We start from the raw sequence: 24,229 nt of genomic DNA on the forward strand, positions 1-24,229 counted from the left end.
GCCGACCACCGGTCACCGCCGACGGCAGATACCGCGACAGCGCTTCCCACTCGACGTCAGACAACTCGTAGCGACGACCCACGCGCTACATCATCCGACACCAAGATCCTTTGAAGACACTGCCTAGCCACGCTTCTTACCGGCATTCTTGCCCTTGCCCTTGCCCGAGGGACCGTTCGCCGACTTCTTGGCCTTCTCCGCTCGGCCCTCACTGCGTCGCTCACCGCCTGGGCGATGGCCCGATCCGCCTCCGAGGTGGCGTGCTGGTAGATCATGGCCGCCTACCGCGACCGGACTGGCAGGGCTCGCTGATCGTCTTCACCGGCATCCACCCGCCGGGCTCCCTCGGGGTCGTCCACCTGCTCTGCACCCGTATCAGCGACTTGTTCAACGAGGTCAAGACCGCGCACTTCTCCGTGCTGGTCGGCACCGAGTACGACCCCGACACCCGCGAACCACTCCACGTCGAGCTGCTGACGCCGCTTCACCGGCTGGAGGACAACTGATGCAGGTCACCATGGCAACCAGCCCCGCGAAGCCCGACCAGGCCAACGAGGACTTCACCGCCGCCACACCCAGCGGCGTCGTCCTCCTCGATGGCGCCGGCCTGTCCGGCACCACTTCGCGCTGCTCGCACGGCGTCGCCTGGTACACCCGCCAACTGGGAGGCGCACTGATCGCCGGCCTCGCCGACGACAGCGACCAGAAGCTACCCGCCATCCTCTCCGAGGCGATCAAGCAGACAGCCGCCCTACACGAAGACACCTGCCACCTAGACGAGCTGGGCACCCCGTCCGCGACGGTCATCATGCTCCGGACCAATCGTGACCACCTTGAGTACCTGGTGCTCGCCGACTCCGTGCTCATACTCGACCAGGCCGACGACGCGCCACTCGTCATCAGCGACGACCGCGAGGCAAAGATTGGACAGCACTACCGGGCCGCAATGGACAACCTCGCCAACGGCACACCGGAACACGACCAGGCCCGCCGCGACTACGTGCAGGCACTCCGCCCCCACCGCAACAAGTCAGGCGGATTCTGGGTTGCCGCCGCCGACCCACGAGCCGCCGACGAGGCGATCGTGGGAAGCCGATCGATCAAGGACGTGACAGCCGCAGCGTTGCTCAGTGACGGAGTTAGCCGGCTTACCGACCGCTTTGGCCTCACCGACTGGACCGGCCTCCTGACGATCCTGCACGACCACGGCCCAGCCGAGCTGATCCGCCGCAGAAGACTCCGACCTACAGGGCGAGCGCTGGCCCCGTGGGAAGGCTCACGACGACGCGACCGCCGCCTACTGCACGCAACTACTCGACGCATAGCGTTGCTGTTGAGACTGCCGAATTGCGCTTCAAAAGGACAGCCATGAAATCAGCAGCCACCCTGACGTGGACCCTGACAGTGGAGTACGCCGGAACGTCGCCCGCTTGGTGCGAGAATGACGGCGACACGGACGACCCACGGGTACACCCGATCGCCATCTCCAAACTTGGCGATCGTGCGACCACCCTGAGCGCGGTGGTCACGGCCGTCACTGAACAAGAGGCCCACGAGATTGGACTCATCGGCCTCGGACGTTGGGCCGAGCGAATCGGCCTCAGCACGAAAAACCCGACTGTGGTGGCGCTGTTTGCCAGGGGCATCACATAGATGGACCCGTTGACTGCCGAATTCCCCTCTCAAGGATCAAGGCGGCCCGCACGCGGGCCGCGCCGGCCCGGCCCCGGCCTGCTGGCGACCTCCGGCCGGCATCGGCCGGGCCGGCCGGCCACGCATGAGGACGACCAGAACCTTGGAAGACCTCGGGGCGCTGCCCCGAACCCCGGCCCTCCTCAGAGATCGGCCGGGAGCGGATCACCTCGCCGGGCACCACAAGGGCTACCAGCCTCCCCGGACGGGGCCAAGGTCGTTCGGCTGGTGAGGCGCTCCACCTTGTCCCCGTCCGGGGAGGCTGGACGGTCTACGACTGCCCGACGAGGAGATCCGCCGCAGCAGCGCGGTTGTCAAGCGTTGCCACCGGACCCGAGCAGCAAGCTGACCTGAGCCAACGTGTCTGGCGACATAGCCCCAGGGCGGCGGAACGCATGCCTAGCCTCGCTGATCCGCCCGGCCGGGGTCAGAGTCCAGTGCTGCGGACCCCAGGAGCCCTGCTCCTCAAGGAGTATCCGAGCCAGCGCCTCGGTCTCTCCAGCGGCGCCGCAGGCGTTCAACATCGCAGCGAGGACGTCGTCCGCGTCTAAGGGGAGGTCCGCGTCACTCATGATCGGCAACAACAGAAGGAAGGTGTGGGGGTCGAGGCGCGGGGCCGATCCGGCTTCGGCTGCCGTATGCGCGACGGTCAGCAACTCTGGCCAGCACAGCCCAGGCCCCCTGAAGCAACCTTCGACCCTTGCCAAGGGAACCGTCGCCTTCCACTCAGGATGGTGCAGCAGGTAGTCGTACCCTCCTTCCCCGGGAAGGTTGCGGTACACGACATGGAGCAGGTGCCCTGCCGAGAGTGGGACTGACAGCACTGGCCACTGGCGCTCATCGCTGACCCGTTCGAAAAACTGCAACAGGTCGGCCTTGCTGACCCCGAATCCCGCACACAGCGGCTCTTCGACGCCGTTGGTGCATTGCAACAAGTGGCTCGCCCAGAACAGTGGCTCGTCTACCAGGTACGCCCCATCGACCAAGGGGTCGTCTTCATAGCCTGGGATTTTGTGCATCGGCCGATTCTGGCACAGATCTCTGACCCCAGCCTGACCCCAGCACGACGCCAACGGCCGCCACTAGATGAACGCTGGCCACGAGCCAGCGGGGAGGCTAGGCGGGTGACGGTGGGTGCGGGACGCTCCTACGGATCAGAGGGCCTGACGGGCCATCCACGGGACACAAGGTGGTGTCGCCGGGGGCCAAACCAGGCCATCTGAGAGCGCGCCGAACAGGCGCCGAGCCCCGCTCACAGCCGATCTTGTGCGATTCCCAAGCTGACAGTGCGGGTTCGATTCCCGTCACCCGCTCCAACGGCAAAGGCCCAGGTCAGGAAGCAATTCCCGACGCTGGGCCTTCGCTTTGTCTATCGCCGTTCGCTCGCCATACCGATAAGCGCTCGACGCCAAGGGCCCTGCGACCAGGCCTCAGGGGCTGTCGTCGGGTGCGGGACGGACTCTGTGGGCGGAGGCTGCGAGCCGGTCGGCGAGCGCGATGACGAGGCCGCGGAGTTCGTCCGGCCGCTCGATGACGAACGGCCGGTCGAGCGAGGCGAGCAGCGGAGGCAGCCAGTCGAGCCGCTCCGCGCGCAGTTCGACGCGGAGCCAGCCCTCGGCCTCCGGATCCGTGCCCGCCCGGGATGGTGGCTCCTCGATGCTCGCCACGCTGGCGGGTAGTCGGGTGCGGATCTGCTCCACCGTCGCCTGGATCCGCAGGGTCACCTCGTGCCGGTACGGGGCCTCGGCGAGCGCGGAGAGGAGGCGCTGCGCCGGATCGAGTCCGGCGACCGGCTCGAACGAGCCGGGCAGGGTCCGCGCGTCCGTGATGCGATCGAGCCGGAACGTGCGGTCCTCGCCGATCTCGGGATCCGTGCCGGTGACGTACCACCGGCCTGAATGGGCGACGAGCCCGTACGGGTGCAGCGTGCGTTGACTGCGTCGGTCGTCGGCGGCGGTGTATCTGATCGAGATCGGCCGGTGGTAGCGGACCGCATCGGCGACAGCGAGCAGGACGGCCGTCTGCGGGGCGGCGAACTCGCCGAGCAGAGCCGTGAAGGCGAGGGTCTCGAGCACGGCGTCGAGCCGGCGGGCGAGGCGCTCGGGCAGTACCCGGCGGATCTTGGCTGCGGCCGTCTCGCTCGCCGTGCCGGCCGTGGTCATCAGCCCGCTTCGGCGACCCGCCAGCAGACCGAGCAGTACGGCGAGGGCTTCGTCGTCGCTGAGCATGAGTGGGGGCATGCGGTACCCGGGAGCGAGTCGGTACCCGCCGTAGCGACCGCGCACCGATTCGACGGGCACGTCGAGGTCGATCAGGTGGCCCACGTACCGCCGCACGGTGCGCCCGTCGACGCCCAGCCGGTCGGCGAGCTCGGCCACCGTCCGGATGCCGCCCGACTGCAGGAGCTCCAGCAGGGTGAGGACCTGAGCAGTAGGTCGAGCCACGCCCTGAACCTAGCGTGAATACTGGACCGATTCTGTCCGGTATCGGGTCTAACGTGGGCAAGTCGAACGGCTCCGCCTATCAAGGAAAGATCAACATGAACCTCGTCTCGATCCGCATCATCACCGGCGACATCGCGCGCCTCGTCGACTTCTACGAGCGGGTCACCGGAGTGCAGGCGGACTGGGCCACCGAAGACTTCGCCGAGCTGCGGACCGCCTCCGGCACCCTCGCGATCGGCAGCACCCGCACCGTCCCGCTCTTCGCGCCCGGCTCCGCGCGCCCGGCCGACAACCACTCCGTGATCATCGAGTTCCTCGTCGACGACGTGGACCGGGTGCATCAGAACCTGACCGGTTTCGTCGAGGACTTCGTCAACGAGCCCACCACATTGCCCTGGGGCAACCGCTCGCTGCTCTTCCGTGACCCGGACGGCAACCTCGTCAACTTCTTCACCCCGGTCACGCCGGCCGCCATCGAGAAGTTCGCTCGCTGACCAGAGCGCAAGAACTCGCTGAGCAGAGCGCAAGAAGCGGCGGGCCGTGCCTACAACGTCGGCCGCCTGCGCGGGTGGCCGCGACGGACCGCGGTGACGAGCCCGGCCCAGAAGAGCACCTCGAGTGCGACCAGCACCACGACCACTGCTGTCTCAAGCATCGGACGCCTCCGTAGCTCTCGTACCTCCGAGTCTATCGACGGTCGGGCCGCAGCGCTCCGGGTCGAGCCTTGCCGGCCGCTGCCGGCGTTGACCGCGGGTGCGCAGAGTTGGCACCATCCGCCGGGTGCGGGTACACGACGAGATTCGGGCAATGGTCGACGCGATCGTGCCGGTGGACGAGCTGGAGGCGCAGCACCGCGCGGAGTGCCGCGCCTGGCTGGCCGGGACCGAGGACATCTTCCGCCGGGCGAAGCCGCGCACCCCGTCGCCGCACCTGGTGGCGTACTTTCTCCTCCGCGACGAGACGGACGGAGGCGTCCTGCTCGTCGACCACCGCAGTGCCGGAATGTGGCTGCCCAGCGGCGGCCACGTCGAGCCCGGGGAGCATCCGGCCGAGACGGTACGCCGGGAGGTGCTGGAGGAGCTGGGAGTCCCGGCGGTCTTCCACCCGCGCTTCGGGGAGCGGCCGGTCTTCGTCACCGTCAGCCGGACGGTCGGCCCGCCGGAGGAGCAGCACGTCGACGTGAGTCTCTGGTTCGTGTTGAGCGGCGACCGGGGTCAGGAGCTTCGCCCCGACCTCGGCGAGTTCCACGGCGTTCGGTGGTGGACGCCGCAGGAGGTGGCCACCGCCGCCCCGGCGACCGTCGAACCGCACCTGAACCGGATGCTGGGCAAGCTGGCGGCCCTTCCGGTCCGGTAGGCGGCCGACAGCTGTCGCCGGCGGCGGGTCGGGCCCGCCGCAGCCCGCCCGTCGTGGCGCCGGTCGTCCGAGAGGTCGGGGCGGTTGCACCAGGACGGCACGATGATCGCGTGCTTGCTGTGCTCACCCGGCTGAACACCCCGCCCTGGCGAGCGGTCGGCTGCGTCCTGTTGCTGGTGGTCGGCGGGCTCCTGCTCTGGCTGCCGATCCACACCCAGAACAAGCTCGACGAATGGGCCGTCGAACTGCGGGCCGGCGGAGAGCCTGCGCAGGCGATCATCTACGACCGGATCACGAAGGGCCGCGGCAAGACCACCATGTACTTCCGCTACGACCTCGGCGGCCGGACGTACGAGCAGGAGGTCCCCTGCGTCGAGGTCTGCCGGTCGTACGGCGACGAGGTGCGGATCTGGGTGAACCGCGCTGATCCGAGTGATTTCGTCACCGACTTCGAGCAGCTCAGTGGGCATCGCGGCCGGCTACAGGGCGTGCTGGGGGCAGCCGGCTTCGCCATTCTGCTCCTGGGGGTGCTGCTGACACTGTCCCGAGTTCCCTGGCGGCGCTGGTTCCCCGGGCGCAGGCCACCGCGGCGGGCCCGAACAGCCGTCGGCGGTGCGTTCACGAGCAGGTCCAAGCACAAGCGGCGCGCCGGACGTTGAGCGCGGAGCGTGTCCGGTCAGGCCGTCAACTCGAGGACGTGCCTGATCCCGGGGCGGCCGCTCAGCACGACCTCGCCGACGGGGACGAAGCCGGTGCGCCGCAGCACCCCGAGTGAGCCGGCGTTCTCCAGCGCGGCCGAGGCGTACAGCCGGTGCAGCCCGTACCCCTCCCGGGCCAACGCGCAGACCCGGCGGACGGCGTCGGTGGCCACTCCGCGACCGGTCACCCGCTCCGCCACCCGGAAGCCCAGATCCGCGCTGCGGTCGGCGGAGACGTCGACCAGATTGAACCGACCCAGCACCGACCCGTCGGCGTCGACCAGGACGTGGAAGTGGCACAGCCCGGCGGCCTGCTCGGCGAGCAGTTCGGCCTGGCGGGTGGCGAACCCCGTGAAGTAGTCGTCGCCCCGGTCCGGCACGGATCGGGCGAAGAACTCCCGGTTGTCTCGCTCGAAGTCGAGCAGCGCGTCCGCGTGGCCGATGGTCAGTAGCTGAAGCTCGGGCACCGCGCCAACCTAGCCGCCGGTCCGATCCGCGTCACCGGTTTATCGGGCGAACTCCGGGGCGGGAGTGGCGAGCGGATCGGTGTCGCGTCGGGGCACCATGGCCAGGGCCAGCGCGAAGAGCGCGCAGCCCGCCCCGACCACGAAGAAGAGGGAGAGCGCGGGCTGGCCGAGCCACTCCCAGAGCGGATGCCACACCGGGTGCGGTTCGTCGCGGTGGTGCCCGAGCAGCTGCGGCGCGGCGAGCAGCACCGGTGCCCACCAGAACAGCATGGTGACCGCGTAGAGGACGGTCACGCCGTTGGCGGCGGGGTGCGGGCGCCGCGTCCGGCGGCTCGCCCAGGCGAAGACCAGCCCGCCGAGGAGGGCGCCGACCAGGCCACCGCCGATGCCGGCGGGCAGCACGGCGGGCGGGGTGTCCCGGTACACGGCCACGGTGAGGTGCGTGCCGTCGATCGACGGGTTCGCGAGCCAATGGATGTCGACGCCGGTGTCGTCGCGACGCGCGACGACGCTGACGTTGTCCGGCCCGCCGGCCGGCGTGCAGCCACCGCCGGCGCGGCAGGTCAGCTCCGGCGTGACGTGCGGCGGGAACGTGCGCCAGCCGGTCTCCCGGAGCCGGCGTTCGGCGAGCGCCACCATCTCCTGCTGGGCGGCGCGGGGCGCGGTCCGGACGGTCGCCACGGACGAGCCCTGCTGGTACTCCCCGCCGTCGAGGAGGAGCAGGGACTTCAGATTCCGGGGACGCAGCGGCTGGCTGTAGAAGGTGAAGAGGGCGGCCCCCGGATCGATCTCGTTGACCTCGTACCCCGGTAGGAGCTCGGCGACGAGCGAGGTGGTCTCGGCGGCGTCCGGCAGCGGCCGCGCCGTGTGCCAGGCGCCCCAGGTGGCGAGCGCGGCGCTGAAGAGGCCGCAGATCAGGGCCGTGAGCGCCGCCCAGACGACGACGGTACGACTCTCCGGTCGGCCCAGGCGTTCGCGCACGCCGGACGGTATATCGATGATCAATATGCGGTCAAGGGATCACCGGTGGCGCGGCTAGGCTGCGATCATGCGTATTGGCATCGTGATCCTCCCCGACCAGCGCTGGGCCGAGTCGCAGCGGCGCTGGCGGCAGGCGGAGGAGTGGAGCTTCGACCACGCGTGGACGTACGACCACCTGGGCTGGCGTGACCTGGTCGACGGCCCCTGGTTCGACTCGATGGCCACGCTCACCGCGGCGGCGACCGTGACGTCGCAGATCAAGCTCGGCACGCTGGTGGCCTCGCCGAACTTCCGCCACCCGGCGGCCTTCGCCCGGCAGATCACCGCGCTGGACGACATCTCCGGCGGCCGTACGCTGCTCGGCGTCGGCTCCGGCGGCATCGGCTTCGACTCGGCGGTGCTGGGTGGGGAGACCCTGCCCCCACGGCAGCGGGTGGACCGGTTCGCGGAGTTCGTCGAGCTGCTCGACCTGGTGCTGCGGGAGGACGGCGCGACCTGGCGCGGCGAGTGGTTCTCCGCAGTCGACGCCCGGAACAACCCCGGCTGCGTGCAGACCCCGCGCGTGCCGTTCGTGGTGGCCGCGAACGGGCCGCGCTCGATGCGGCTGGTGACGCGCTTCGGCGAGGGTTGGGTCACCACCGGCGGTGGCGAGGAGGAGCTGGACGCCTGGTGGGCCGGGGTCGCGAAGCTCTCGGCCCGGCTGGACCGGGCGCTGGACGAGGCCGGTCGTGACCCGGCGACCCTGGACCGCTACCTCTCGATGGACGCGGCCCCGGTCTTCTCGCTGAGCAGCGCCCAGTTCTTCGCCGATCAGGTCGGGCGCGCCGCCGACCTGGGCTTCACCGACGTGGTGACGCACTGGCCGCGCGCCAGCAGCTGGTACGCGGGCGACGAGGAGACCCTGGTGGACGTGGCCACCCGGCTGCTGCCGGAGCTGCGCCGAGCCTGAGCCGTGCCGGGGCGGACAGGCCTGAGCCGCGCCGAGCCTGAGCCGGTCCGGGGCGGGCGGGCCGCTCAGGTGCCGAGAACTCCGTCGTCGGTCGGCATGAGGCGGAAGCGCACGCAGACCACGTCGGTGTCGTCCGTGACCGGGGTGCCGAGGCGGGCCCAGTACGCGGCGTGACCCGAGCGCCAGTCCTCCAACGAGGGGTCCCCCTCGCCCTCGGAGCGGGCGAAGTCCCAGCCGACGTCGGCGAAGCGGAGCACCTCGACGCCGGTGACCTGTACGAGGCCGACCAGGCGATCGTCGTCGTCGACCAGCACCAGCCGTTCGCCGACCCGCTCCAGCTCCTCGCCCTCCTCGGCGTACTCGCTGAGCAGACCCGCGGTCGCCGTCTTCACGCCGGCGAGCACCAGGCCGTTCAGGGTGCTGCGCAGCTCACCGGGGGTGCCGAGGGCGAGCGTGCGGAGTTCGCCGATCCGAGGCCACATCCTGCCGAGGCTAGGCGAGGGTGGTTCGCCGTGCCGCTGGTTTTCCCCGGAGGCCCCGGCGCGGTCGCAGGCCGGCCCCGGACCGCTGCGCTCGGGGCTACGGTGACGGGGGTGGCAGTCGACGATCAGGAGGCGACCATGGCGGAGCGACGCGCCGTCCTCATCCCCGGCATGGGGTACGACACCCGGGCGCCGTTGTTCGCGTACGTCGGGGAGTCGCTGCGCCGGGCCCGGTTCGAGCTCCACGAGATCAGTTGGGAGTACCCTGCCGGGCTCGCCGACGAGCAGCGTGGCCCGTGGGTGGCGGACCGGGTCCTGCCGACCCTGACCGAGCCGACCGACCTGTTCGTGGGCAAGTCGCTCGGCAGCCTGGCGGCTCCGGTGGCCGCCGATCGGGCGCTGCCCGCGATCTGGCTGACCCCGCTGCTGCACCTGCCCGAGGTGGTCGACGCCCTGCGGCGGGCGGAGGCCCCGTTCCTGCTGATCGGCGGCGCGGCGGACCGGACCTGGGACAGCGTGGCGGCCCGCCGGCTCACCCCGCACCTGGTGGAGATCCCGGAGGCGGACCACTCGCTGATGTTGCCGGGGCCGCTGGTCCGCTCGGCTGAGGCGCTGGGCCGGGTCTGCACCGCCGTCGAGGAGTTCGTCCAGGTGATCTGGGCGGCGTAGGACGCCCGCTCGGCGGCGGCCTCGGTCGGTGCGCCGACGGCCGGCTCGACCGGGGTCAACCGTGCAGCTCGGCGCCGGTGACCAGCCCGCGTATCCGCAGCTCGGCGGCGGTCTCCGGGGTGCAGTCGACGGCGACGGCGGCGGTGCCGACGGGCTCGGCCCCGCGTGCCGCGCAGATGTCGTAGAGGGCGCGTACCTGCGCGCCGGTCGCCACCCAGTCGTCTACCACCAGCACCCGGTCGCCGGGGTCGAGGTGCCGCTCCCGGACGGCCAGGTCGACCTGGCGGCCGCGGAAGTCCGGCGGGCTCTGCGCCCAGGTCAGCGCTCCGGCGGGCAGCCGCCCGTCGCCGGGCTTGTGCGCCGGTACGAAGCCGACTCCGAGCGCGGTGGCGGCGAGGGGGCCGACCAGCAGGCCGGTCACCGCGGGGGCGAGCACCACGGTGGGACGGGCGGCGCGGAACGGCGCCACCAGGGCCGGCCCGAGCCCGGCCAGCACCTCCGGGTCCCGCCACCAGCCGGAGACGTCGCTGACCAGGTGTGTCGAGCCCGGCCCCGGGTCGATCCAGCGGAACAGCTCGATCAGGCGTTCCCTCAGCTCGGCGGGCATCTGCCCATCCTCCGGCAGCGGCCCGGGCGGCGGTGGAGCGGGTCGGCGGCCGGGGTGCGGAGCGGCTCGGCCGGGCCGGGAGAGCCCGGCCGCCCGGTGGATCACGGGTCGGATGATCGGCTACACGTATACCTGCAATTGCGGGCATACCACCATGATCACGTTGACTTCGGAAGTACCTCTCTCGTTACGGTCCGACCCGGCTTGCTCAGCGGACGAAAGGACCGGGCTGGTGACTGGTAGGCACTCCCGTACCCGCAGGATCTCCTCACCGGCCGGTATCGCGGCGACGGCGGCGCTCGGCGTCGCACTCGCCGTCGGGGGCGCCTTCGGCGCCGTGCACCTGACCTCGGGTACGGACGCCCGTCCGGTCGCCATCGAGCTCACCCCCAGCGCCCTGCCGACCAGCGCGGCGCCCAGCTCGCCGGCTGCGTCGCCGAGCCCCAGCAGCACGCCGAGCGCCACCGCCAGCCCGACGCCGACGCGTACCCAGGCGGCCTCCCGGGGCAAGGCGCGGACGGCCGCCCCGAAGCCGACGGCGAAGAAGACCACGCCCGCGCCGAGCGTCCTGCAGAGCGGCTCCTGCGGCGCCTCCTTCTACTCCGACGGCCAGCTGACCGCGAACGGGGAGAACTTCAACCCGGACGCGTTGACCGCGGCGCACAAGACCCTGGCGTTCGGCACCAAGGTCCGGGTGACCAACCCGGAGAACGGGAAGTCCGTCGTCGTACGGATCAACGACCGTGGCCCCTTCGTCGACGGACGCTGCCTCGATCTGTCCCGGGCCGCCTTCGCCGACATCGCCTCGCTCGACGTCGGCGCGATGACGGTCCGTTACGAGGTGCTCGGCTGAGCGGGTGTTCGGCGGCGATACGGCCGACGTCACGACCCGGCCGGACAGAACCTGCTCGGACGACGGGCCAGGTTCATTCACCCGTTCACGTCGATCAGGCATGCTGTCCTTCGTACGTACGCATCCCTTCCAGTCGGGCCGCGGCCCGCTGAGCCCCGGATCCCGCGCCGGTCTCGGCGCGGCCGTCGTCCTGCTCATGATCGTCTCGGCGGTGGAGCTGGCGGACGGACGCGCGGCGCACTACATCGCGCTGATGGTGGCCGCGCCCTTCCTCGCCGCCGCGCTGGCGTCCTGGCGGGTGGTGCTGGGGGTCGGCGTCGCGGCCACCGCCATCGGAGCCACGTTCGCGGCCACCGCCATCGGCACCGCCGACGCCGCCTGCGACAAGTCCGTCTCCCTGATGAACGGGGTGAACGTGGCGGGCATCGCGCTCGCCACCGGGATCGCGGCGGCGGTGGCCTCGGTGCGGCAACGGCAGGCCGAGCGGATCGCCGAGCTCTCCAAGCTCGCGGCGGTGGCCCAGCAGGCGGTACTGCGCCCGCTCGGCCCGCAGGTCGGCACGCTCTCGGTCGCCGGGCGCTACATCTCGTCGACCGCCACGGCGGAGATCGGCGGTGACCTGTACGAGGCGCTCGACACCCCGTACGGCGTCCGCATGATCATCGGCGACGTGCGCGGCAAGGGGCTGGACGCCGTCCGGCTGGCGAGCATCGTGCTCGGGTCGTACCGGCACGTGGCGTTCGAGCGGGCGGACCTGCGCGCCGTCGTCGCCGACCTGGACCGGGCCGTCGCCCGCAGCGTCGGTGACGAGGACTTCGTCACCGCCGCGATCGTCGAGGAGCGGGGCGGGACGCTCACCATCGTCAACTGTGGACATCCGCCGCCGCTGCTGCTCCGGCGGGGCGCGGTGATCCCGCTCGAACCGCCCGCGCCGGCGCCCCCGCTCGGGTTCATGCCGGCCGTGCGGCCGAGGGTCGAGCGGCTGGAACCCGGGGACCGCCTGCTGCTCTTCACCGACGGCCTCGGTGAGGCGCGCCGCGACGGGGAGTTCTTCCCGACCGCCGACCGGGCCTGGCGGCTGCTGGGCCACGGCACCGTCGCCGACGGGCTCGCCTCGCTGGAGACGGCCCTGGTCGAGTGGGTGCACGGCCGCCTCGACGACGACATCGCCCTGGTCCTGATGGAGTACACGGGTGCACGCACCGGGGCGGGCGCGGCCGTGCCGAGCTGGGAGGTCGGCGCGGCCGAGAGCTGACGCCACCGGCTCCCGACGACGGGCGCCCCGACCGCCGCCGGGGCGCCGCTCGCGACTGTGTAATCGCCGTCACTTCGGTGATCGACTTGTCGCTGTCTACTTGCCGGTAATAGAGTCGGAGTTACTGATCGGTAACACCTGTCCGGAAGCGGGGCCAGTGAGCATGACCCACTACAAGAGCAACCTGAGGGATCTCGAGTTCAACCTCTTCGAGGTCTTCGGGGCGGACCGGGCGTTCGGCCAGGAGCCGTACTCCGAGCTCGACGCCGACACCGCGCGCAGCATCCTCGCCGAGGTCGACCGCCTCGCCCGGGAGGACCTGGCCGCCAGCTACACGGACAGCGACCGCAACCCGCCGGTCTTCGACCCGGCCACCCACACCGCCCCGCTGCCGGAGTCGTTCAAGAAGTCGTACCGGGCCTTCATGGAGTCGGAGTTCTGGCGGCTCGACCTCCCGCCCGAGCTCGGCGGCACGAACGCGCCGCGCGCGCTCTGGTGGGCGCTCGCCGAGCTGGTGCTCGGCTCCAACGCACCGGTCTGGATGTACGCCTCCGGCCCGTCCTTCGCGCACGTGCTGCACGTCGAGGGGACCGAGCGGCAGCGGACGTGGGCCAAGCTCTTCGTCGAGAAGCAGTGGGGCTCGACCATGGTGCTCACCGAGCCGGACGCCGGCTCGGACGTCGGCGCCGGGCGTACCCGGGCCGTCCAGCAGCCGGACGGCTCGTGGCACATCGAGGGCGTCAAGCGCTTCATCACCTCGGGCGAGCACGACCTGACCGACAACATCGTCCACTACGTACTGGCCCGCCCGGTCGGCGTCGAGGGCGTCGGTGGGCCGGGCACGAAGGGCCTCTCGCTCTTCGTGGTGCCGAAGTACCACTTCGACGAGGAGACCGGCGAGCTGGGCGAGCGCAACGGCGTCTACGCCACCAACGTCGAGCACAAGATGGGCCTGAAGGTCTCCAACACCTGCGAGCTGACCTTCGGCGAGCACGGCGTACCGGCCAAGGGCTGGCTGATGGGCGACAAGCACGAGGGCATCCGCCAGATGTTCATGATCATCGAGTACGCCCGGATGATGGTCGGCACCAAGGCGATCGCCACCCTCTCCACCGGCTACCTGAACGCCCTCGAGTACGCCAAGAACCGGGTCCAGGGCGCCGACCTGATCCGGCAGACCGACAAGGCCGCGCCTCGGGTCACCATCACCGAGCACCCCGACGTGCGGCGCTCGCTGCTGCTGCAGAAGTCCTACGTCGAGGGACTGCGTGCGCTCGTCCTCTACACCGCGACCTGGCAGGACCGGGTCGCCACCGCCGAGGCGGCCGGTGACGAGAAGGCCACCAAGCTCGCCAAGCGGGTCAACGACCTGCTCCTGCCGCTGGTCAAGGGGGTCGGCTCGGAGCGGGCGTACGAGCTGCTCGGGCACGAGTCCCTGCAGACCTTCGGCGGCTCCGGTTTCCTCCAGGACTACCCCTTGGAGCAGTACGTCCGCGACTCGAAGATCGACACCCTGTACGAGGGCACCACGGCGATCCAGAGCCTCGACCTGGTCTTCCGGAAGATCGTCCGGGACAACGGGCGGGCCCTGGCGACGGTCGCCGGTGAGATCCAGGACTTCATCACCTCCGAGGGCGGCAACGGGCAGCTCAAGGAGGAGCGGCAGGCGCTCGGCAAGGCGCTCGCCGACGTCCAGACGATGCTCGGCGTCATGACCGGCTGGCTGGGTGAGGCGCAGGGCGGCGACGCCCGGGCCCTCTACAAGGTCGGGCTGAGCAGCCGGCGGTTCCTGCTGGCGATCGGTGACCTGGTCGTCGGCTGGCTGCTGCAGAAGCAGGCCGAGGTGGCGCTGCGGGCGCTGAACGGTGAGCTCTCCTCCGCCGACCGGGCGTTCTACACGGGGAAGGTGGCGGCCGGCCGGTTCTTCGCCCGCGAGGTGCTGCCCCGCATCGGTGCCGATCGGCGGATCGTCGAGAACGCCGATCTGGACATCATGGCGCTGCCGGAAGAGGCGTTCTGAGAGGTACACAACGGACGGCCGCACCCATCGCGGTTTATGACCGGCACGACGGTCGGCGGGGACGATCCCGCCGGCCGTCGGCGTCGTGGGGGCCTTCCGGGCGGCCGGCCGTGTCGGCGACGGGGCCGGGGCTCGGCAGGCATTCGGCGATCCCGGCCGGGTAGCCCATAGCCGTGGCGGGTAACCGTCCCGAGACCACGTCGGAACACGCCCGAACCCATCGCACGGGGGAGTCCAGCGGACATGGGCATTGGTAGCGGCATCTTCCTGATCGCGGTCGGCGCGATCCTGACCTTTGCCATCAGAGCCAACGTCTGGTGGGTCGACCTGCGCGCGGTCGGTTGGGTGTTCATCCTGGCCGGGCTGACCGTCCTGCTCACCACGCTCTGGTACTGGCAGGATCGGCGCAAGCGGGCACGAACCCTCATCGTCGAGGAGAACCGGCTCTCCCATCCCACCGCGATGATGCCGCCACCTCCCGACCCGCCGCCGCCCACCGCGCCGCCCTCCTGAGCCGTGCAACGCCGAGCCACCCGCCCATCCGGGCGGGTGGCTCAACTTCGTGCCGTGTACCGGCGGGAGAGGGGTGCGCCGCCGCGGTCGAGCTCCGCCCACCGGGCCGGGCCGTGGTGCACCGCGAGCTCCGTGGTCCGCAGCTCCTCCGCGTCGCCCTGTCCCGGATCGAGCAGCGCGGAGAGCAGCGATACGCCCGGATTGTGGGCGATCAGCAGCACCGTGCGAGCTGCCGGGTCCACCCGACGGACCAGCGCCAACAGGTCATCCGGGTGCGCCTCGTACGCGTCCGGCTCGTACTGGACGTCCGGGCGGGGACCGGCGGTACCGCCCTCCGGCGGCGAACCGGTCATCCCCATCGCGACGCCGTGCCACGTCTCCCGGGTGCGCCGGGCGGTCGAGCAGAGCACCACGTCCGGCAGCAGCCCGTGCTTGGCCAGCCAGGCGCCGGCTGACTCGGCGTCGGCCCGCCCGCGGGTGCTGAGCGGCCGGTCCGCGTCGGGGCCCTCCTCGGACTGCTCGGCCTTCGAGTGGCGCAGCAGCACCAGTGTCCGTTCCCCGGCGTACGCGTCCGTCATGCCCTCAGCTTGCCCGATTGGCGATCACGGTGCCGGGGTAAGTCGATGGATGCCGCAACCTCACGAATGGCCGCGGCGGAGGCTATCGCCAGCTGAGAGCCGAGGAGGCGACCGATGGGCATTGGTGGCAGCATTTTCCTGATCGCGCTGGGTGCGATCTTCGCGTTCGCGGTGGAGGCCGACCTCGGTTGGCTCGACCTCTCCGTGGTCGGCTGGGTGCTGATGCTCGCCGGCGTCGCCCTGCTGCTCGTCACCCTCTACTTCTGGAACAGTCGGCGGCGCACGGTGGTCGCGGCCGGCCCGGCCCGGACGGAGCGGGTGGTGACCGACCGGGTGGTGCCGGCACAGGACGGCCGGGTCGTCGAGGAGTACCGCGAGGTGCGTAGGCCCGGCCGCACCATTTGATCCGCCGCACCGCGTTCGCAGGGCCCCACGACCCCCCCCGGGCCCTGCGAACGCGGTCAGGCGAAGAGGGCGAAGTAGATCGCGATGTGGTGACAGATCGCGGCGAGCAGCGTGCAGGCGTGGAAGAACTCGTGATGCCCGAAGACGGTGGGCCAGGGGTTCGGACGACGCAGCGCGTAGAAGACGGCCCCGACGCTGTAGACGGCCCCGCCGACGAGCAGCAGCACCAGCGCGGCCACCCCGCCCTCGTGCAGGATCTGCGGGAGCATCGCCACCGCCACCCAGCCGAGCGCCAGGTAGAGCGGCGCGGAGACCCAGCGCGGAGCGTGCGGCCAGATCAGCTTGAGCGCCACGCCCGCCAGCGCACCGCCCCAGACCAGTGCGAGCATCACCGTCGCGGGGCGCGCCGACAGGAGCAGGACGCAGAACGGCGTGTACGTGCCGGCGATGAACACGAAGATCATCGAGTGGTCCATCCGGCGCATGACCTGGTAGCCGCGCTCCGACCACACTCGACGGTGATAGAGCGCGCTGGTGCCGAAGAGCCCGCAGACGGTCAGGCTGTAGATGAGGCAGCTGACCAGCGGTGCCCAGCCGGGACGGGTCGCGGCGATCGAGCAGAGCACGATGCCGCAGACCACGGCGACGAAGAACGCGTACGTGTGCAGCCAGCCGCGCATCCGGGGCTTACCGATGTCGACCGGCTTGAGCCGGGGCGGTGCGGAGGTGGTCACGCGAACAGGTTACGGCACCGTAGGTTACTTGGAGGTAGTGCGCCTCGTCACGCCGATTCATCGACGATGATGGGTACCCGGAACCCGGCCCGGTGGGCCAAGATGGCGGCATGCGGATCCGACCCGTCGGGGCGCACGCCCTGCTGCTCGACCTCGCGCCCGGGAACGGGTCCACCCCGGCCGACGCGGCCGCTCAGGTCGAGGCCTGGCGGGCGGAGCTGGCCCACCGCCGCGACCTGGGCGAGCTGACCGCCCTGGAGATCGTCCCGGCGGCGACCACCGTACTGCTCGACGGTGTGCCCGATCCGGAGGCGGCCGCCGGATCGATCGCCGGCTGGACGCCCCGGCCCGCCGCCGCCCGCAGCGCCGCCGGTCCGGTCGAGATCCCCGTGACCTACGACGGGGCGGACCTACCGGTCGTCGCGGAGCACTGGGCCGTCACCGTCCCCACCGTGGTGGAGCGGCTGGCCGGCACCGACTTCCGGGTGGCCTTCTGCGGCTTCGCGCCCGGCTTCCCGTACCTCACCGGCCTCCCGGGCGAGCTGGCGCTGCCCCGGCTGCCCACCCCCCGCCCCCGCGTCCCGACCGGCTCGGTCGCGCTGGCCGGTCCCTACGCCGGGATCTATCCGAGCCCGTCCCCGGGCGGATGGCTGCTGGTCGGCCGGACCGGGCTACCGCTCTTCGACGTCACCGCCGATCCGCCGACCCGGCTCACCCCCGGCACCCACGTCCGGCTGGTGCCGGCATGACCGGCGAACTCGTCGTCCTCCGGGCCGGGGCGCTCACCACCGTGCAGGACCTCGGCCGGCCCGGCTACGCGCACCTCGGCGTGCCCCGCTCCGGCGCGCTCGACCCGGCGTCGCTACGGCTCGCCAACCGGCTCGTCGGCAACCCCGAGAACACGGCCGGGCTGGAGATCACGGTGACCGGCTGCGTGCTGCGGCTCAGCCGGGCGGCCAGCGTCGCCGTCACCGGCGCCGAGGCGGAGATCCGCGTCGGAGCCCGCCCCGGCGACACCGGTCTGCCGCTCTCCGTACCGGCCGGGACGGTCCTGCGGATCGGCCCCGCCCGTGGCGGCGTACGCAACTGGCTGGCCGTCTGCGGCGGCATCGACGTGCCCCCCGTGCTGGGCAGCCGGGCCACCGACACCCTCTCCGGGCTCGGCCCGCCCCCGCTGCGCGACGGCGACCGGTTGCCCCTCGGTACGCCCACCGGCCCGCCCGCGCCGGTCGACCTGACCGTCGGCCCACCCCAGCGCGACGAGCTGCGGCTCGCCGTACGGCTCGGCCCGCGCGACGACTGGTTCACCCCGGCGGCGCTGGACCGGCTCCTCGGCACGGCGTACACGGTGAGCCCGGTGAGCAACCGGGTCGGCGCGCGACTCGCCGGCGCACCGCTGCCCCGTGCGGTCGCCGGTGAACTGCCGAGCGAGGGGATCGTGCTCGGCGCGGTGCAGGTGCCGGCCGACGGCCAACCGTTGATCTTCCTGGCCGACCATCCGACGACCGGCGGGTACCCGGTCGTCGGGGTGGTCGCCGACGTGACCCCGCTCGCGCAGGCCCGCCCAGGCACTACCGTCAGGTTCCATGGACCTCAACGCTGACCTCGGCGAGGGATTCGGCATCTGGCGGCTCGGCGACGACGACGCGCTGCTCAGCCTGATCACCTCGGCGAACGTCGCCTGCGGCTTCCACGGCGGCGACGCACCCACCATGCGCCGGGTCTGCGAAGAGGCCGCCCGCCGCGAGGTCGCGGTGGGCGCGCAGGTCGGCTACCGGGACCTCGCCGGCTTCGGCCGCCGGCACGTCGCGTACGACTTCGCCGAGCTACGCGACGAGGTCATCTACCAGCTCGGCGCGCTCGACGCGTTCTGCCGGCTCTTCGGCACCCGGGTGCGCTACCTGAAGCCGCACGGGGCGCTCTACCACGCGGCGACGCGCGACGAGAAGGAGGCGGCGGCGCTGGTGGCGGCGGTCGACGAGTACGACCACCGGCTGCCGCTGCTCTGCCAGCCCGGTTCGGTCCTCGCCCAGCTCGCCGTCGGCGCCGGACTGCGGGTCGTCGCCGAGGGTTTCGCCGACCGTGGCTACCTGCCCAACGGCAAGCTGGTGCCCCGCTCCGCGCCGGGCGCGCTGGTCACCGACCCGGAGCAGGTCGCCGAGCGGGCCGTGCGGATGGCCACCGAGCGGACCGTGGTGGCGGTGGACGGCACCGTTGTGCCCTGCCCGGTCGAGTCGATCTGCCTGCACGGGGACACTCCCGGCGCGGTTGCCTCGGCGGAGATGGTCCGGGCCGCGCTGATCGACGCGGGCGTCGCGCTCACGCCCTTCACGGCCTGAGCGCGGGAGCCCCGCTCCCGGGCCCCCGCGAACGACCTCAGGCGTCCAGACCGCGCAGCACCAGCGGCAACCGGGCCGCGCCGCTCTCCACCACCCGGACCGGTACGCCCCAGTCCTGCCGGGTCAGGTGGCAGGCGGCGTGCTCGACGTCGACGTCGCAGGTGGCCGCCTGGGCGGTCACCTGCAGCACCCCACCGGTCACCTCGCCGTTGACCACCAGCCGCCGGGACAGTTCGGTGGTCGTACCCGCCCCCTCGACGAGCAGCTCCGGCGGCGAGGCGGAGATCACCAGTCGGGTCGACGGACCGTACGTCTCGTCCAGCTTCTGCCCCGGCGCCGGGCTGAAGATGATCTCCAGCGTCAGCTCGCCGGGCGTCACGTCCGTCGGCTTGCGTTCGGTGCGGTGCCGGGGACCGTCCACCGTGCTGGCACCGGCCGCGGAGAGCGCCCCGGGCGCCAGCCGGGTGAGCCGGTGCGCGGCGGACTCCACCACCAGCACCTCGCCCTCAGCGGTGAGCACCAGGTCGCTCGGCTCGGCCAGCCCGTCGGCGACGGTGGAGACCTGGTCGGTCAGCGGGTCGAAACGCCGCACCGCGCCGTTGTACGTGTCCGCGATCAACACCGAGCCGTCCGGCAGCGCGCACACCCCCAGCGGGTGCTGGAGCAGCGCCGACGCGGCGGGCCCGTCGACGTGGCCGAAGTCGAAGAGCCCCTGCCCGACCGCGGTGCCCATCACGCTGTTCTCCACGTACCGGATCGCGCTGGTCTCGCTGTCCGCGATCCAGAGCCGGGAACCGTCGACGGAGACCGAGAGGCCGGACGGCTGGGCCATCCACGCCTCGTCCAGCGGGCCGTCGCGCAGCGCCTCGACGGTGGTCCCGGCGTACATGCCGGCGGTCCGCTTGATCGGGTCGAACCACCACAGCTGGTGGATGCCGGCCATCGCGATGACGAGCTTGCCGTCGTACCAGGCGAGGTCCCAGGGGGAGGAGAGGTCGACCGAGAGCGCGTCGTGCGAGTGGTCGTCGACCGTCGAACGCCACTGCCGCCCGCTGCCGGCGATCGTGACCACCTCGCCGGTGGCCAGGCGTACGCCGCGGAGCAGGTGGTTGACGGTGTCCGCGACGACCAGGTCGTAGCCGACGACCCCGGCCACCTGCTCGGGGAGCAGGCAGAGCCCCTGTGGCTCGGAGAAGGTGGCGACCCCGGCCGGGCCGTCGGTCCGCCCCCGGTCGCCCGAGCCGATCCGGCGTACCAGCGTCTCGCCGTCCGGCTCCAGCTCGGCCAGCGAGTGCCGGGCCGAGTCGGAGACGAGCAGGTTGCCGTCGGGCAGCTGCACGACCTTGCCGGGGAAGCGCAGCGTGGTCTCCGGCTCGGCGGGCGGGACGTACGGCCCGTCGCCCCGGTGCAGGGTGCCCTTCGCCTCGTGGACGGCGATCAGCTCGTCGATCAACCGAGCCAGCCCCTCGGCGTGACCCTCGCCGGCCATGGTGGCCACCACGTACCCCTCGGGGTCGATCACCGAGAGGGTCGGCCAGGCGCGGGCCGCGTACTGCTGCCACATGTCCATCTCGGGGTCGTCGAGCACCGGGTGGTGCACCCCGTACCGCTCGACCGCCGCCGCGAGCGCCTCGGCGTCCTTCTCGTGTTCGAACTTCGGCGAGTGGACCCCGATCACCACGAGCACGTCGCCGTACTTCTCCTCGAGCGGCCGCAGCTCGTCGAGCACGTGCAGACAGTTGATGCAGCAGAAGGTCCAGAAGTCCGCCAGAACGATCTTGCCGCGGAGGTCGGCGAGGGTGAGGTCGCGGCCGCCGGTGTTCAACCAGCCCCGACCGCGCAGCTCGGGAGCCCGTACTCGTGCGCTCATCCGTCCAGTCTGCCGGACCCGGCCGGCCGGGTCCGGCGGTACCCCGCGCGGCCTCGATCACACCTCTGCGGCACCCCGGACACGACGACGGGGGCCACGGACGACCGTGGCCCCCGTCGTCGAGGCGGCTACTGGCTGGCGGCCGGCTTCAGGCAGAGGACCCTGTTGGGCCCGTCGCCCTGCAACACGACGTGCGGCAGGGTCGGGTCGCCGCACTTGTCGTTGGTGTCGACCTTCGAGACCACGGTGAACGCCTCCGCCTCACCGCAGTCGGCCGCGACGGCGGTCTCGCCGGACTTCTTCACGCAGGTGCCGACGGCCGGGTCGAAGGACGGCGCCTGATCGCCGCCGACCTTGCCGAGCAGGAAGAGCAGGCCGAGCGGCACAGCCAGGATGAGCACCGCGGCGGTGAGCACCGCGGCCAGCACCCGCCCGTTGCGGACCTTCGCCGGTGGCGGTTCGGACTTCGGCTCCGCGTCCGGCTTGAACGCGTCGAACCGGTCCTGGTCGGCCTCCGCCGCACCCGGCGTCCAGTTCTGCTGCTCCGGCTCGTTCTGCCCCCAGGCGGGGACGGACCCGGGCTGGCCCGGCCCGCCCTGCCCCCAGGACGGAACGGCCTGCTGCTGCGGGGGCGGCGGGAACGCGGACGGGAACGTGCTGGTCGGTGCGGGCTCGGTGTCGGGCAGCGCCGGCGGCCCGTAGCCCGCGACCGCTGGCATCCCCGGATCGTGGGGTACCGGCGGTCCGCCGAACGGGTCGGCCGGACGCTCGCCGGGGTGCGGCCGGTTCCCGTTGATCGGGCGGGTGTTGTTGGGGGCGTCGACGAAGTTCGGCACCCCTGGCGGGAAGGCCGGTGGGGCCGGCGGGCCCGGACTCATCGGGGCCGGCTCGGCGTAGCCGCTCGGCGCGGGAGTCGGCTCCCGGTCGTCGAAGCGCGGCCCGGGCTCGGGCCGGGCGTCGACCCCGTAACCGTCCGGCTGAGCCTGCTCCGGCTCGTCCGCCGGCTCGGGCCGGGCCGGGCGACCGTAGACCCGGGGCTGCGGGGCGGACGTGCTGTCGGGCCGCAGCGGCTGATCGGCGGGGGGCAGCACCCGGCTGGCCAGCGGCACGGCAGCGCTCGCCGTGGTGCGGCCGGCCGCGCCGGACTCGGGCGAGGTGCGTGGCGCAGGCACCACCGGACCGGCCGGTGCCGCCTGCTCGTCGGAGTGGGCCTCGGCCGCCCAGGCGGGCTGCTCCGGCTCGTACCCCTGCCCGGTCGCCTCCGCGGGTGGCCAGTCGGCCCGCTCGACCGGCGTCGCCTGCCCGGACGCAGCGCCGAACGGAGCCGGTGCCGGCTGTCCCGCGGGCACGCCGTACGTAGCCGGTGCCGGGAAGTCGGCCGCCGGTACGTAGTCGCCCGGCGGGGTGGCGGCCAGGCTGGCGCCCGGCACGCGCTGCTCCTGCGGAGGCAGCGGTACGACGTTCGCCGGGGAGATCCCCGGAGCGGGGCCGGGCTGGTAGATCGGTGCGTTCTCGGCGGGGCGGCTCGCGGCGTCGGCGTCGGCGTTGCCCCACGCCTCGCCGGGCGCCCAGGGCTCCACCTCGGACGCGCCCGCCCGTTCGCCCGGGTTGCGCTGTGGCAGGCTCCCGGCGCCGGGCACGCTGGCGCTGGCCCGTGCGGGCGTGCCGGTCGGCTCGGCCTGCCAGCCGCCGGAGCGACCCGGGTCGGCCGGCGGCTCCTGCCAGCCGCCCGACGGCGCGCCGCCCTGCGGCTGTTCCTGGGCCGGCGAGAGCATCCAGTCGGGCTGCTGCGGCTGGCTCTCCGGGGGCGCGCCCCAGGACTGTGCGGACTGATCCGGCTGGCCCGGAGCGCCCGCGCCCCACCCACCGGAGTTGTCGGCCTGGCCGGTCTGGTTCGCGGCGCCCGACCAGCCGGTCTCCTGCTGCTGGTTCCAGCCGGCGCCGTCGTCAACCGTCGGCACCTGCGCGGCGCCGCGGACGGGCGGTTCGGCCGGCGCCCACGCCGGTGCGGTCTGTTCGGCCGGTGCCCAGGCCGGCTGGTCGGCCTGCTGCCCGTCGTCGTTCCAGCCGTTGGCGGGTGCCGGCTGCCCCGGCTGCTGCCCGCCGTCGTTCCAGCCGTTGGCAGGGCCGGGCTGCGCCGGAGCGCCCCAGCCCGCGGCGGCCTGGTCGGTCTGCGGTGACGCGTCACCCGGCTGCGGCGGAGTCCACCCGCCTGAGCGCGCCGGGTCCTCCTGCGGCCACGCCTGCGGGGGTGCTGCGGGCGCGGGAACCTGGGCCGCGCCGCGGGCGGCGGGCTGGGACTGTGCCCAGGCCGGCTGCTCGGGCGCGCCGGCCCAGCCCTGGCCGGACTGCTCGGGCTGCCCGCCCCAGGCCGGCTGGGGTGCGCCGGTCGCGGGCCAGGGCGCGGGGTGTCCCGCGTCGGCCGGCGGTGGAGTCTGTGCCGAGCCCCAGGCGGCGGGCGGCTGTTCGTTCTGCGCCGCCCAGGTGGGGGCCGCGGGATTGGGTCCGGCCGGTGGCGGGGGCGCCCAGCCCAGGTCCGGGCCGGCGCCGTAGCCGTTGGCCGGCTGCGCGGCGCGGTCGCCGTACGGCGTCGGTCCGCCGGCGCCCGGCGGCACCTCGTCCGGCTCCTGGCCGGGGTGGTGCGAGCCCTCGGACGTCATCGGTGCGCCTCCTCATCACATGTCGGCCGCCGGTGCCGATCGGTCTCCTCGGCTTGGCTGCCGGCGTTGCCGGCGTACCGGCCGTGCCGGGCTCCCCGCACCGTATCCGGTGGCCGTCCATGGCGTCCGGGGAGCATCGGTCGTCACTCCACGTGGTCGGCTGGTGTCGAACTGCTCCTAGTCGGCTCGACCTGTCCCGAATCGGTGGCGACGACCGAAGCCCACCGTACCGGGCGCTGCGCCTAGGTGGAATCCCGGTGTCAATGGGTGTGAAACGCCGATGACCCGCCCGGTGCTCCCGGGCGGGTCATCGATCTGGAGGAGGTGAGGAAAGGTCTGGTGCGTCAGCTCATGTGACGCTGGGCGATCGCGAGGAGCTCCTCGCGGACGGCCGGCGAGTTGGCGGAGCGCAGCGCGTGCTCGATGGCACGGGCGCGGCGGTTGGCGTCGCGGCGGGTCTTGATTCGCTCGATCATGCTCACGGTCGGTCTCTCCTCCGGCTATTCGGTTGTCAGCCCCTTGATGCCTCTATTTAACAGGAAGCAGCCGCAGACTTCCATCGATTCTTAGGTGAGCTGCACCACGAGCCGAATAATCAAAGGTTTCTCCGGGCTTGCGCCGACGTTTTCGTCGCCCAACTGCCACGGCCGGTGTGCC

27 protein-coding genes are annotated in these 24,229 nt (G+C 72.3%); 16 read left to right on the forward strand and 11 right to left on the reverse strand.

Annotation, left to right across the window (positions count from 1 at the left end; translation table 11 throughout):
* Positions 1–260 precede the first annotated feature (260 nt).
* Genes D7044_RS25025 through D7044_RS25035 form a run of 3 tightly spaced genes read left to right on the forward strand, consistent with a single transcriptional unit; the run spans position 261 to position 1,653 of the window.
* Entirely contained in the window at positions 261–506 is a 246-nt protein-coding gene (locus D7044_RS25025; RefSeq protein ID WP_120690377.1) for a hypothetical protein, read from the forward strand.
* Entirely contained in the window at positions 506–1,372 is an 867-nt protein-coding gene (locus D7044_RS25030) for a protein phosphatase 2C domain-containing protein (protein ID WP_199716767.1), read from the forward strand. Before D7044_RS25025 ends, D7044_RS25030 begins: the two co-directional genes overlap by 1 nt.
* Complete coding sequence (locus D7044_RS25035) at positions 1,369–1,653, forward strand: hypothetical protein (protein WP_120690378.1); 285 nt, start codon at positions 1,369–1,371, stop codon at positions 1,651–1,653. Before D7044_RS25030 ends, D7044_RS25035 begins: the two co-directional genes overlap by 4 nt.
* 353 nt (positions 1,654–2,006) lie before the next feature.
* On the opposite strand, the gene D7044_RS25040 is transcribed toward D7044_RS25035, so the two are convergent.
* Positions 2,007–2,711 (reverse strand): hypothetical protein, encoded by a 705-nt coding sequence (locus D7044_RS25040; RefSeq protein ID WP_147434715.1) that lies wholly within the window; start codon positions 2,709–2,711, stop codon positions 2,007–2,009.
* A gap of 411 nt (positions 2,712–3,122) precedes the next feature.
* Complete coding sequence (locus D7044_RS25045) at positions 3,123–4,136, reverse strand: helix-turn-helix transcriptional regulator (protein WP_120690380.1); 1,014 nt, start codon at positions 4,134–4,136, stop codon at positions 3,123–3,125.
* Positions 4,137–4,231: 95 nt separating this feature from the next.
* On the opposite strand from D7044_RS25045, the gene D7044_RS25050 reads away from it, so the two are divergent.
* The 3 genes from D7044_RS25050 (at position 4,232) to D7044_RS25060 (ending at position 6,151) form a co-directional block, all read left to right on the forward strand.
* A complete protein-coding gene (locus D7044_RS25050; RefSeq protein WP_120683630.1) occupies positions 4,232–4,630 on the forward strand; it encodes a VOC family protein in 399 nt (132 codons plus the stop codon).
* Between the two features lie 286 nt (positions 4,631–4,916).
* Positions 4,917–5,492, forward strand: a complete 576-nt coding sequence (locus tag D7044_RS25055; RefSeq protein WP_233565121.1) for an NUDIX hydrolase — start codon at positions 4,917–4,919, stop codon at positions 5,490–5,492.
* Positions 5,493–5,602: 110 nt separating this feature from the next.
* The gene (locus tag D7044_RS25060; RefSeq protein WP_147434716.1) at positions 5,603–6,151 is read left to right on the forward strand and encodes a hypothetical protein; all 549 of its coding nucleotides are present in this window, start codon (positions 5,603–5,605) and stop codon (positions 6,149–6,151) included.
* A 17-nt stretch (positions 6,152–6,168) separates the two neighbouring features.
* Here D7044_RS25060 and D7044_RS25065 read toward each other — a convergent pair whose 3' ends face one another.
* Positions 6,169–6,657 (reverse strand): GNAT family N-acetyltransferase, encoded by a 489-nt coding sequence (locus D7044_RS25065; protein ID WP_120690383.1) that lies wholly within the window; start codon positions 6,655–6,657, stop codon positions 6,169–6,171.
* Between the two features lie 39 nt (positions 6,658–6,696).
* Positions 6,697–7,638, reverse strand: a complete 942-nt coding sequence (locus D7044_RS25070) for a hypothetical protein (protein ID WP_120690384.1) — start codon at positions 7,636–7,638, stop codon at positions 6,697–6,699.
* A gap of 67 nt (positions 7,639–7,705) precedes the next feature.
* Between D7044_RS25070 and D7044_RS25075 the strand changes: the two genes are divergently transcribed.
* On the forward strand, positions 7,706–8,587 hold the full coding sequence (locus D7044_RS25075) for an LLM class flavin-dependent oxidoreductase (RefSeq protein ID WP_120683636.1): 882 nt from the start codon (positions 7,706–7,708) through the stop codon (positions 8,585–8,587).
* A 65-nt stretch (positions 8,588–8,652) separates the two neighbouring features.
* Here the strand turns inward: D7044_RS25075 and D7044_RS25080 are convergent, their stop codons facing one another.
* Positions 8,653–9,069 (reverse strand): ASCH domain-containing protein, encoded by a 417-nt coding sequence (locus tag D7044_RS25080; protein WP_120690385.1) that lies wholly within the window; start codon positions 9,067–9,069, stop codon positions 8,653–8,655.
* A gap of 111 nt (positions 9,070–9,180) precedes the next feature.
* Between D7044_RS25080 and D7044_RS25085 the strand changes: the two genes are divergently transcribed.
* Positions 9,181–9,738: an alpha/beta fold hydrolase gene (locus D7044_RS25085; protein ID WP_233565122.1), complete on the forward strand. Its 558-nt coding sequence runs from the start codon at positions 9,181–9,183 to the stop codon at positions 9,736–9,738.
* Between the two features lie 55 nt (positions 9,739–9,793).
* Here D7044_RS25085 and D7044_RS25090 read toward each other — a convergent pair whose 3' ends face one another.
* Positions 9,794–10,345, reverse strand: coding sequence for a phosphoribosyltransferase (locus D7044_RS25090; protein ID WP_120683640.1), 552 nt, complete (start codon positions 10,343–10,345; stop codon positions 9,794–9,796).
* Positions 10,346–10,577: 232 nt separating this feature from the next.
* Between D7044_RS25090 and D7044_RS33460 the strand changes: the two genes are divergently transcribed.
* The 4 genes from D7044_RS33460 (at position 10,578) to D7044_RS25110 (ending at position 14,986) form a co-directional block, all read left to right on the forward strand.
* Positions 10,578–11,198, forward strand: coding sequence for a septal ring lytic transglycosylase RlpA family protein (locus tag D7044_RS33460; protein ID WP_233563573.1), 621 nt, complete (start codon positions 10,578–10,580; stop codon positions 11,196–11,198).
* Between the two features lie 100 nt (positions 11,199–11,298).
* Positions 11,299–12,453, forward strand: coding sequence for a PP2C family protein-serine/threonine phosphatase (locus tag D7044_RS25100; protein ID WP_120683642.1), 1,155 nt, complete (start codon positions 11,299–11,301; stop codon positions 12,451–12,453).
* A gap of 163 nt (positions 12,454–12,616) precedes the next feature.
* Positions 12,617–14,473, forward strand: coding sequence for an acyl-CoA dehydrogenase (locus D7044_RS25105; RefSeq protein WP_120683776.1), 1,857 nt, complete (start codon positions 12,617–12,619; stop codon positions 14,471–14,473).
* A gap of 243 nt (positions 14,474–14,716) precedes the next feature.
* Positions 14,717–14,986 carry a DUF6458 family protein gene (locus tag D7044_RS25110; protein WP_120683644.1) on the forward strand — a complete coding sequence of 90 codons (270 nt, stop codon included), beginning with the start codon at positions 14,717–14,719 and terminating at the stop codon, positions 14,984–14,986.
* A gap of 41 nt (positions 14,987–15,027) precedes the next feature.
* Here D7044_RS25110 and D7044_RS25115 read toward each other — a convergent pair whose 3' ends face one another.
* Positions 15,028–15,564, reverse strand: a complete 537-nt coding sequence (locus D7044_RS25115; RefSeq protein WP_120683646.1) for a SixA phosphatase family protein — start codon at positions 15,562–15,564, stop codon at positions 15,028–15,030.
* A gap of 114 nt (positions 15,565–15,678) precedes the next feature.
* Between D7044_RS25115 and D7044_RS25120 the strand changes: the two genes are divergently transcribed.
* Positions 15,679–15,969 (forward strand): DUF6458 family protein, encoded by a 291-nt coding sequence (locus D7044_RS25120; RefSeq protein WP_120683648.1) that lies wholly within the window; start codon positions 15,679–15,681, stop codon positions 15,967–15,969.
* A gap of 56 nt (positions 15,970–16,025) precedes the next feature.
* Here D7044_RS25120 and trhA read toward each other — a convergent pair whose 3' ends face one another.
* Positions 16,026–16,703: a PAQR family membrane homeostasis protein TrhA gene (gene trhA / locus D7044_RS25125; RefSeq protein WP_120683650.1), complete on the reverse strand. Its 678-nt coding sequence runs from the start codon at positions 16,701–16,703 to the stop codon at positions 16,026–16,028.
* Between the two features lie 110 nt (positions 16,704–16,813).
* Between trhA and D7044_RS25130 the strand changes: the two genes are divergently transcribed.
* From D7044_RS25130 to D7044_RS25140, 3 genes are read left to right on the forward strand one after another with little or no spacing between them, the layout of a single operon-like run.
* Positions 16,814–17,452, forward strand: a complete 639-nt coding sequence (locus D7044_RS25130; protein WP_120683652.1) for a 5-oxoprolinase subunit B family protein — start codon at positions 16,814–16,816, stop codon at positions 17,450–17,452.
* Positions 17,449–18,306, forward strand: coding sequence for a 5-oxoprolinase subunit C family protein (locus D7044_RS25135; RefSeq protein ID WP_120690386.1), 858 nt, complete (start codon positions 17,449–17,451; stop codon positions 18,304–18,306). The genes D7044_RS25130 and D7044_RS25135 overlap by 4 nt, the downstream gene beginning before the upstream one ends.
* Entirely contained in the window at positions 18,290–19,042 is a 753-nt protein-coding gene (locus D7044_RS25140) for a LamB/YcsF family protein (RefSeq protein WP_120690387.1), read from the forward strand. Before D7044_RS25135 ends, D7044_RS25140 begins: the two co-directional genes overlap by 17 nt.
* Before the next feature lie 37 nt (positions 19,043–19,079).
* Here D7044_RS25140 and D7044_RS25145 read toward each other — a convergent pair whose 3' ends face one another.
* The 3 genes from D7044_RS25145 to D7044_RS32715 all read right to left on the reverse strand — a co-directional run bounded on the left by D7044_RS25145 (position 19,080) and on the right by D7044_RS32715 (position 24,054).
* Entirely contained in the window at positions 19,080–20,912 is a 1,833-nt protein-coding gene (locus tag D7044_RS25145; protein ID WP_120690388.1) for an NHL domain-containing thioredoxin family protein, read from the reverse strand.
* A gap of 128 nt (positions 20,913–21,040) precedes the next feature.
* Positions 21,041–23,572, reverse strand: a complete 2,532-nt coding sequence (locus tag D7044_RS25150; protein ID WP_120690389.1) for an LppU/SCO3897 family protein — start codon at positions 23,570–23,572, stop codon at positions 21,041–21,043.
* 344 nt (positions 23,573–23,916) lie between these two features.
* Complete coding sequence (locus D7044_RS32715; protein ID WP_165947343.1) at positions 23,917–24,054, reverse strand: hypothetical protein; 138 nt, start codon at positions 24,052–24,054, stop codon at positions 23,917–23,919.
* Between the last annotated feature and the right edge of the window lie 175 nt (positions 24,055–24,229).

Source organism: Micromonospora musae (genome assembly GCF_003626635.1).
GTDB lineage: Bacteria > Actinomycetota > Actinomycetes > Mycobacteriales > Micromonosporaceae > Micromonospora > Micromonospora musae.

Coding starts and splice junctions, on each gene's coding strand:
- D7044_RS25030 (WP_199716767.1), top strand. CDS start 506: ATGCAGGTCACCATGGCAACCAGCCCCGCGAAGCCCGACCAGGCCAAC.
- D7044_RS25035 (WP_120690378.1), top strand. CDS start 1,369: ATGAAATCAGCAGCCACCCTGACGTGGACCCTGACAGTGGAGTACGCC.
- D7044_RS25040 (WP_147434715.1), bottom strand. CDS start 2,711: ATGCACAAAATCCCAGGCTATGAAGACGACCCCTTGGTCGATGGGGCG.
- D7044_RS25050 (WP_120683630.1), top strand. CDS start 4,232: ATGAACCTCGTCTCGATCCGCATCATCACCGGCGACATCGCGCGCCTC.
- D7044_RS25075 (WP_120683636.1), top strand. CDS start 7,706: ATGCGTATTGGCATCGTGATCCTCCCCGACCAGCGCTGGGCCGAGTCG.
- D7044_RS25080 (WP_120690385.1), bottom strand. CDS start 9,069: ATGTGGCCTCGGATCGGCGAACTCCGCACGCTCGCCCTCGGCACCCCC.
- D7044_RS25090 (WP_120683640.1), bottom strand. CDS start 10,345: ATGCCCGCCGAGCTGAGGGAACGCCTGATCGAGCTGTTCCGCTGGATC.
- D7044_RS25100 (WP_120683642.1), top strand. CDS start 11,299: ATGCTGTCCTTCGTACGTACGCATCCCTTCCAGTCGGGCCGCGGCCCG.
- D7044_RS25105 (WP_120683776.1), top strand. CDS start 12,617: ATGACCCACTACAAGAGCAACCTGAGGGATCTCGAGTTCAACCTCTTC.
- D7044_RS25110 (WP_120683644.1), top strand. CDS start 14,717: ATGGGCATTGGTAGCGGCATCTTCCTGATCGCGGTCGGCGCGATCCTG.
- D7044_RS25115 (WP_120683646.1), bottom strand. CDS start 15,564: ATGACGGACGCGTACGCCGGGGAACGGACACTGGTGCTGCTGCGCCAC.
- D7044_RS25120 (WP_120683648.1), top strand. CDS start 15,679: ATGGGCATTGGTGGCAGCATTTTCCTGATCGCGCTGGGTGCGATCTTC.
- D7044_RS25130 (WP_120683652.1), top strand. CDS start 16,814: ATGCGGATCCGACCCGTCGGGGCGCACGCCCTGCTGCTCGACCTCGCG.
- D7044_RS25135 (WP_120690386.1), top strand. CDS start 17,449: ATGACCGGCGAACTCGTCGTCCTCCGGGCCGGGGCGCTCACCACCGTG.
- D7044_RS25140 (WP_120690387.1), top strand. CDS start 18,290: ATGGACCTCAACGCTGACCTCGGCGAGGGATTCGGCATCTGGCGGCTC.
- D7044_RS25145 (WP_120690388.1), bottom strand. CDS start 20,912: ATGAGCGCACGAGTACGGGCTCCCGAGCTGCGCGGTCGGGGCTGGTTG.
- D7044_RS25150 (WP_120690389.1), bottom strand. CDS start 23,572: ATGACGTCCGAGGGCTCGCACCACCCCGGCCAGGAGCCGGACGAGGTG.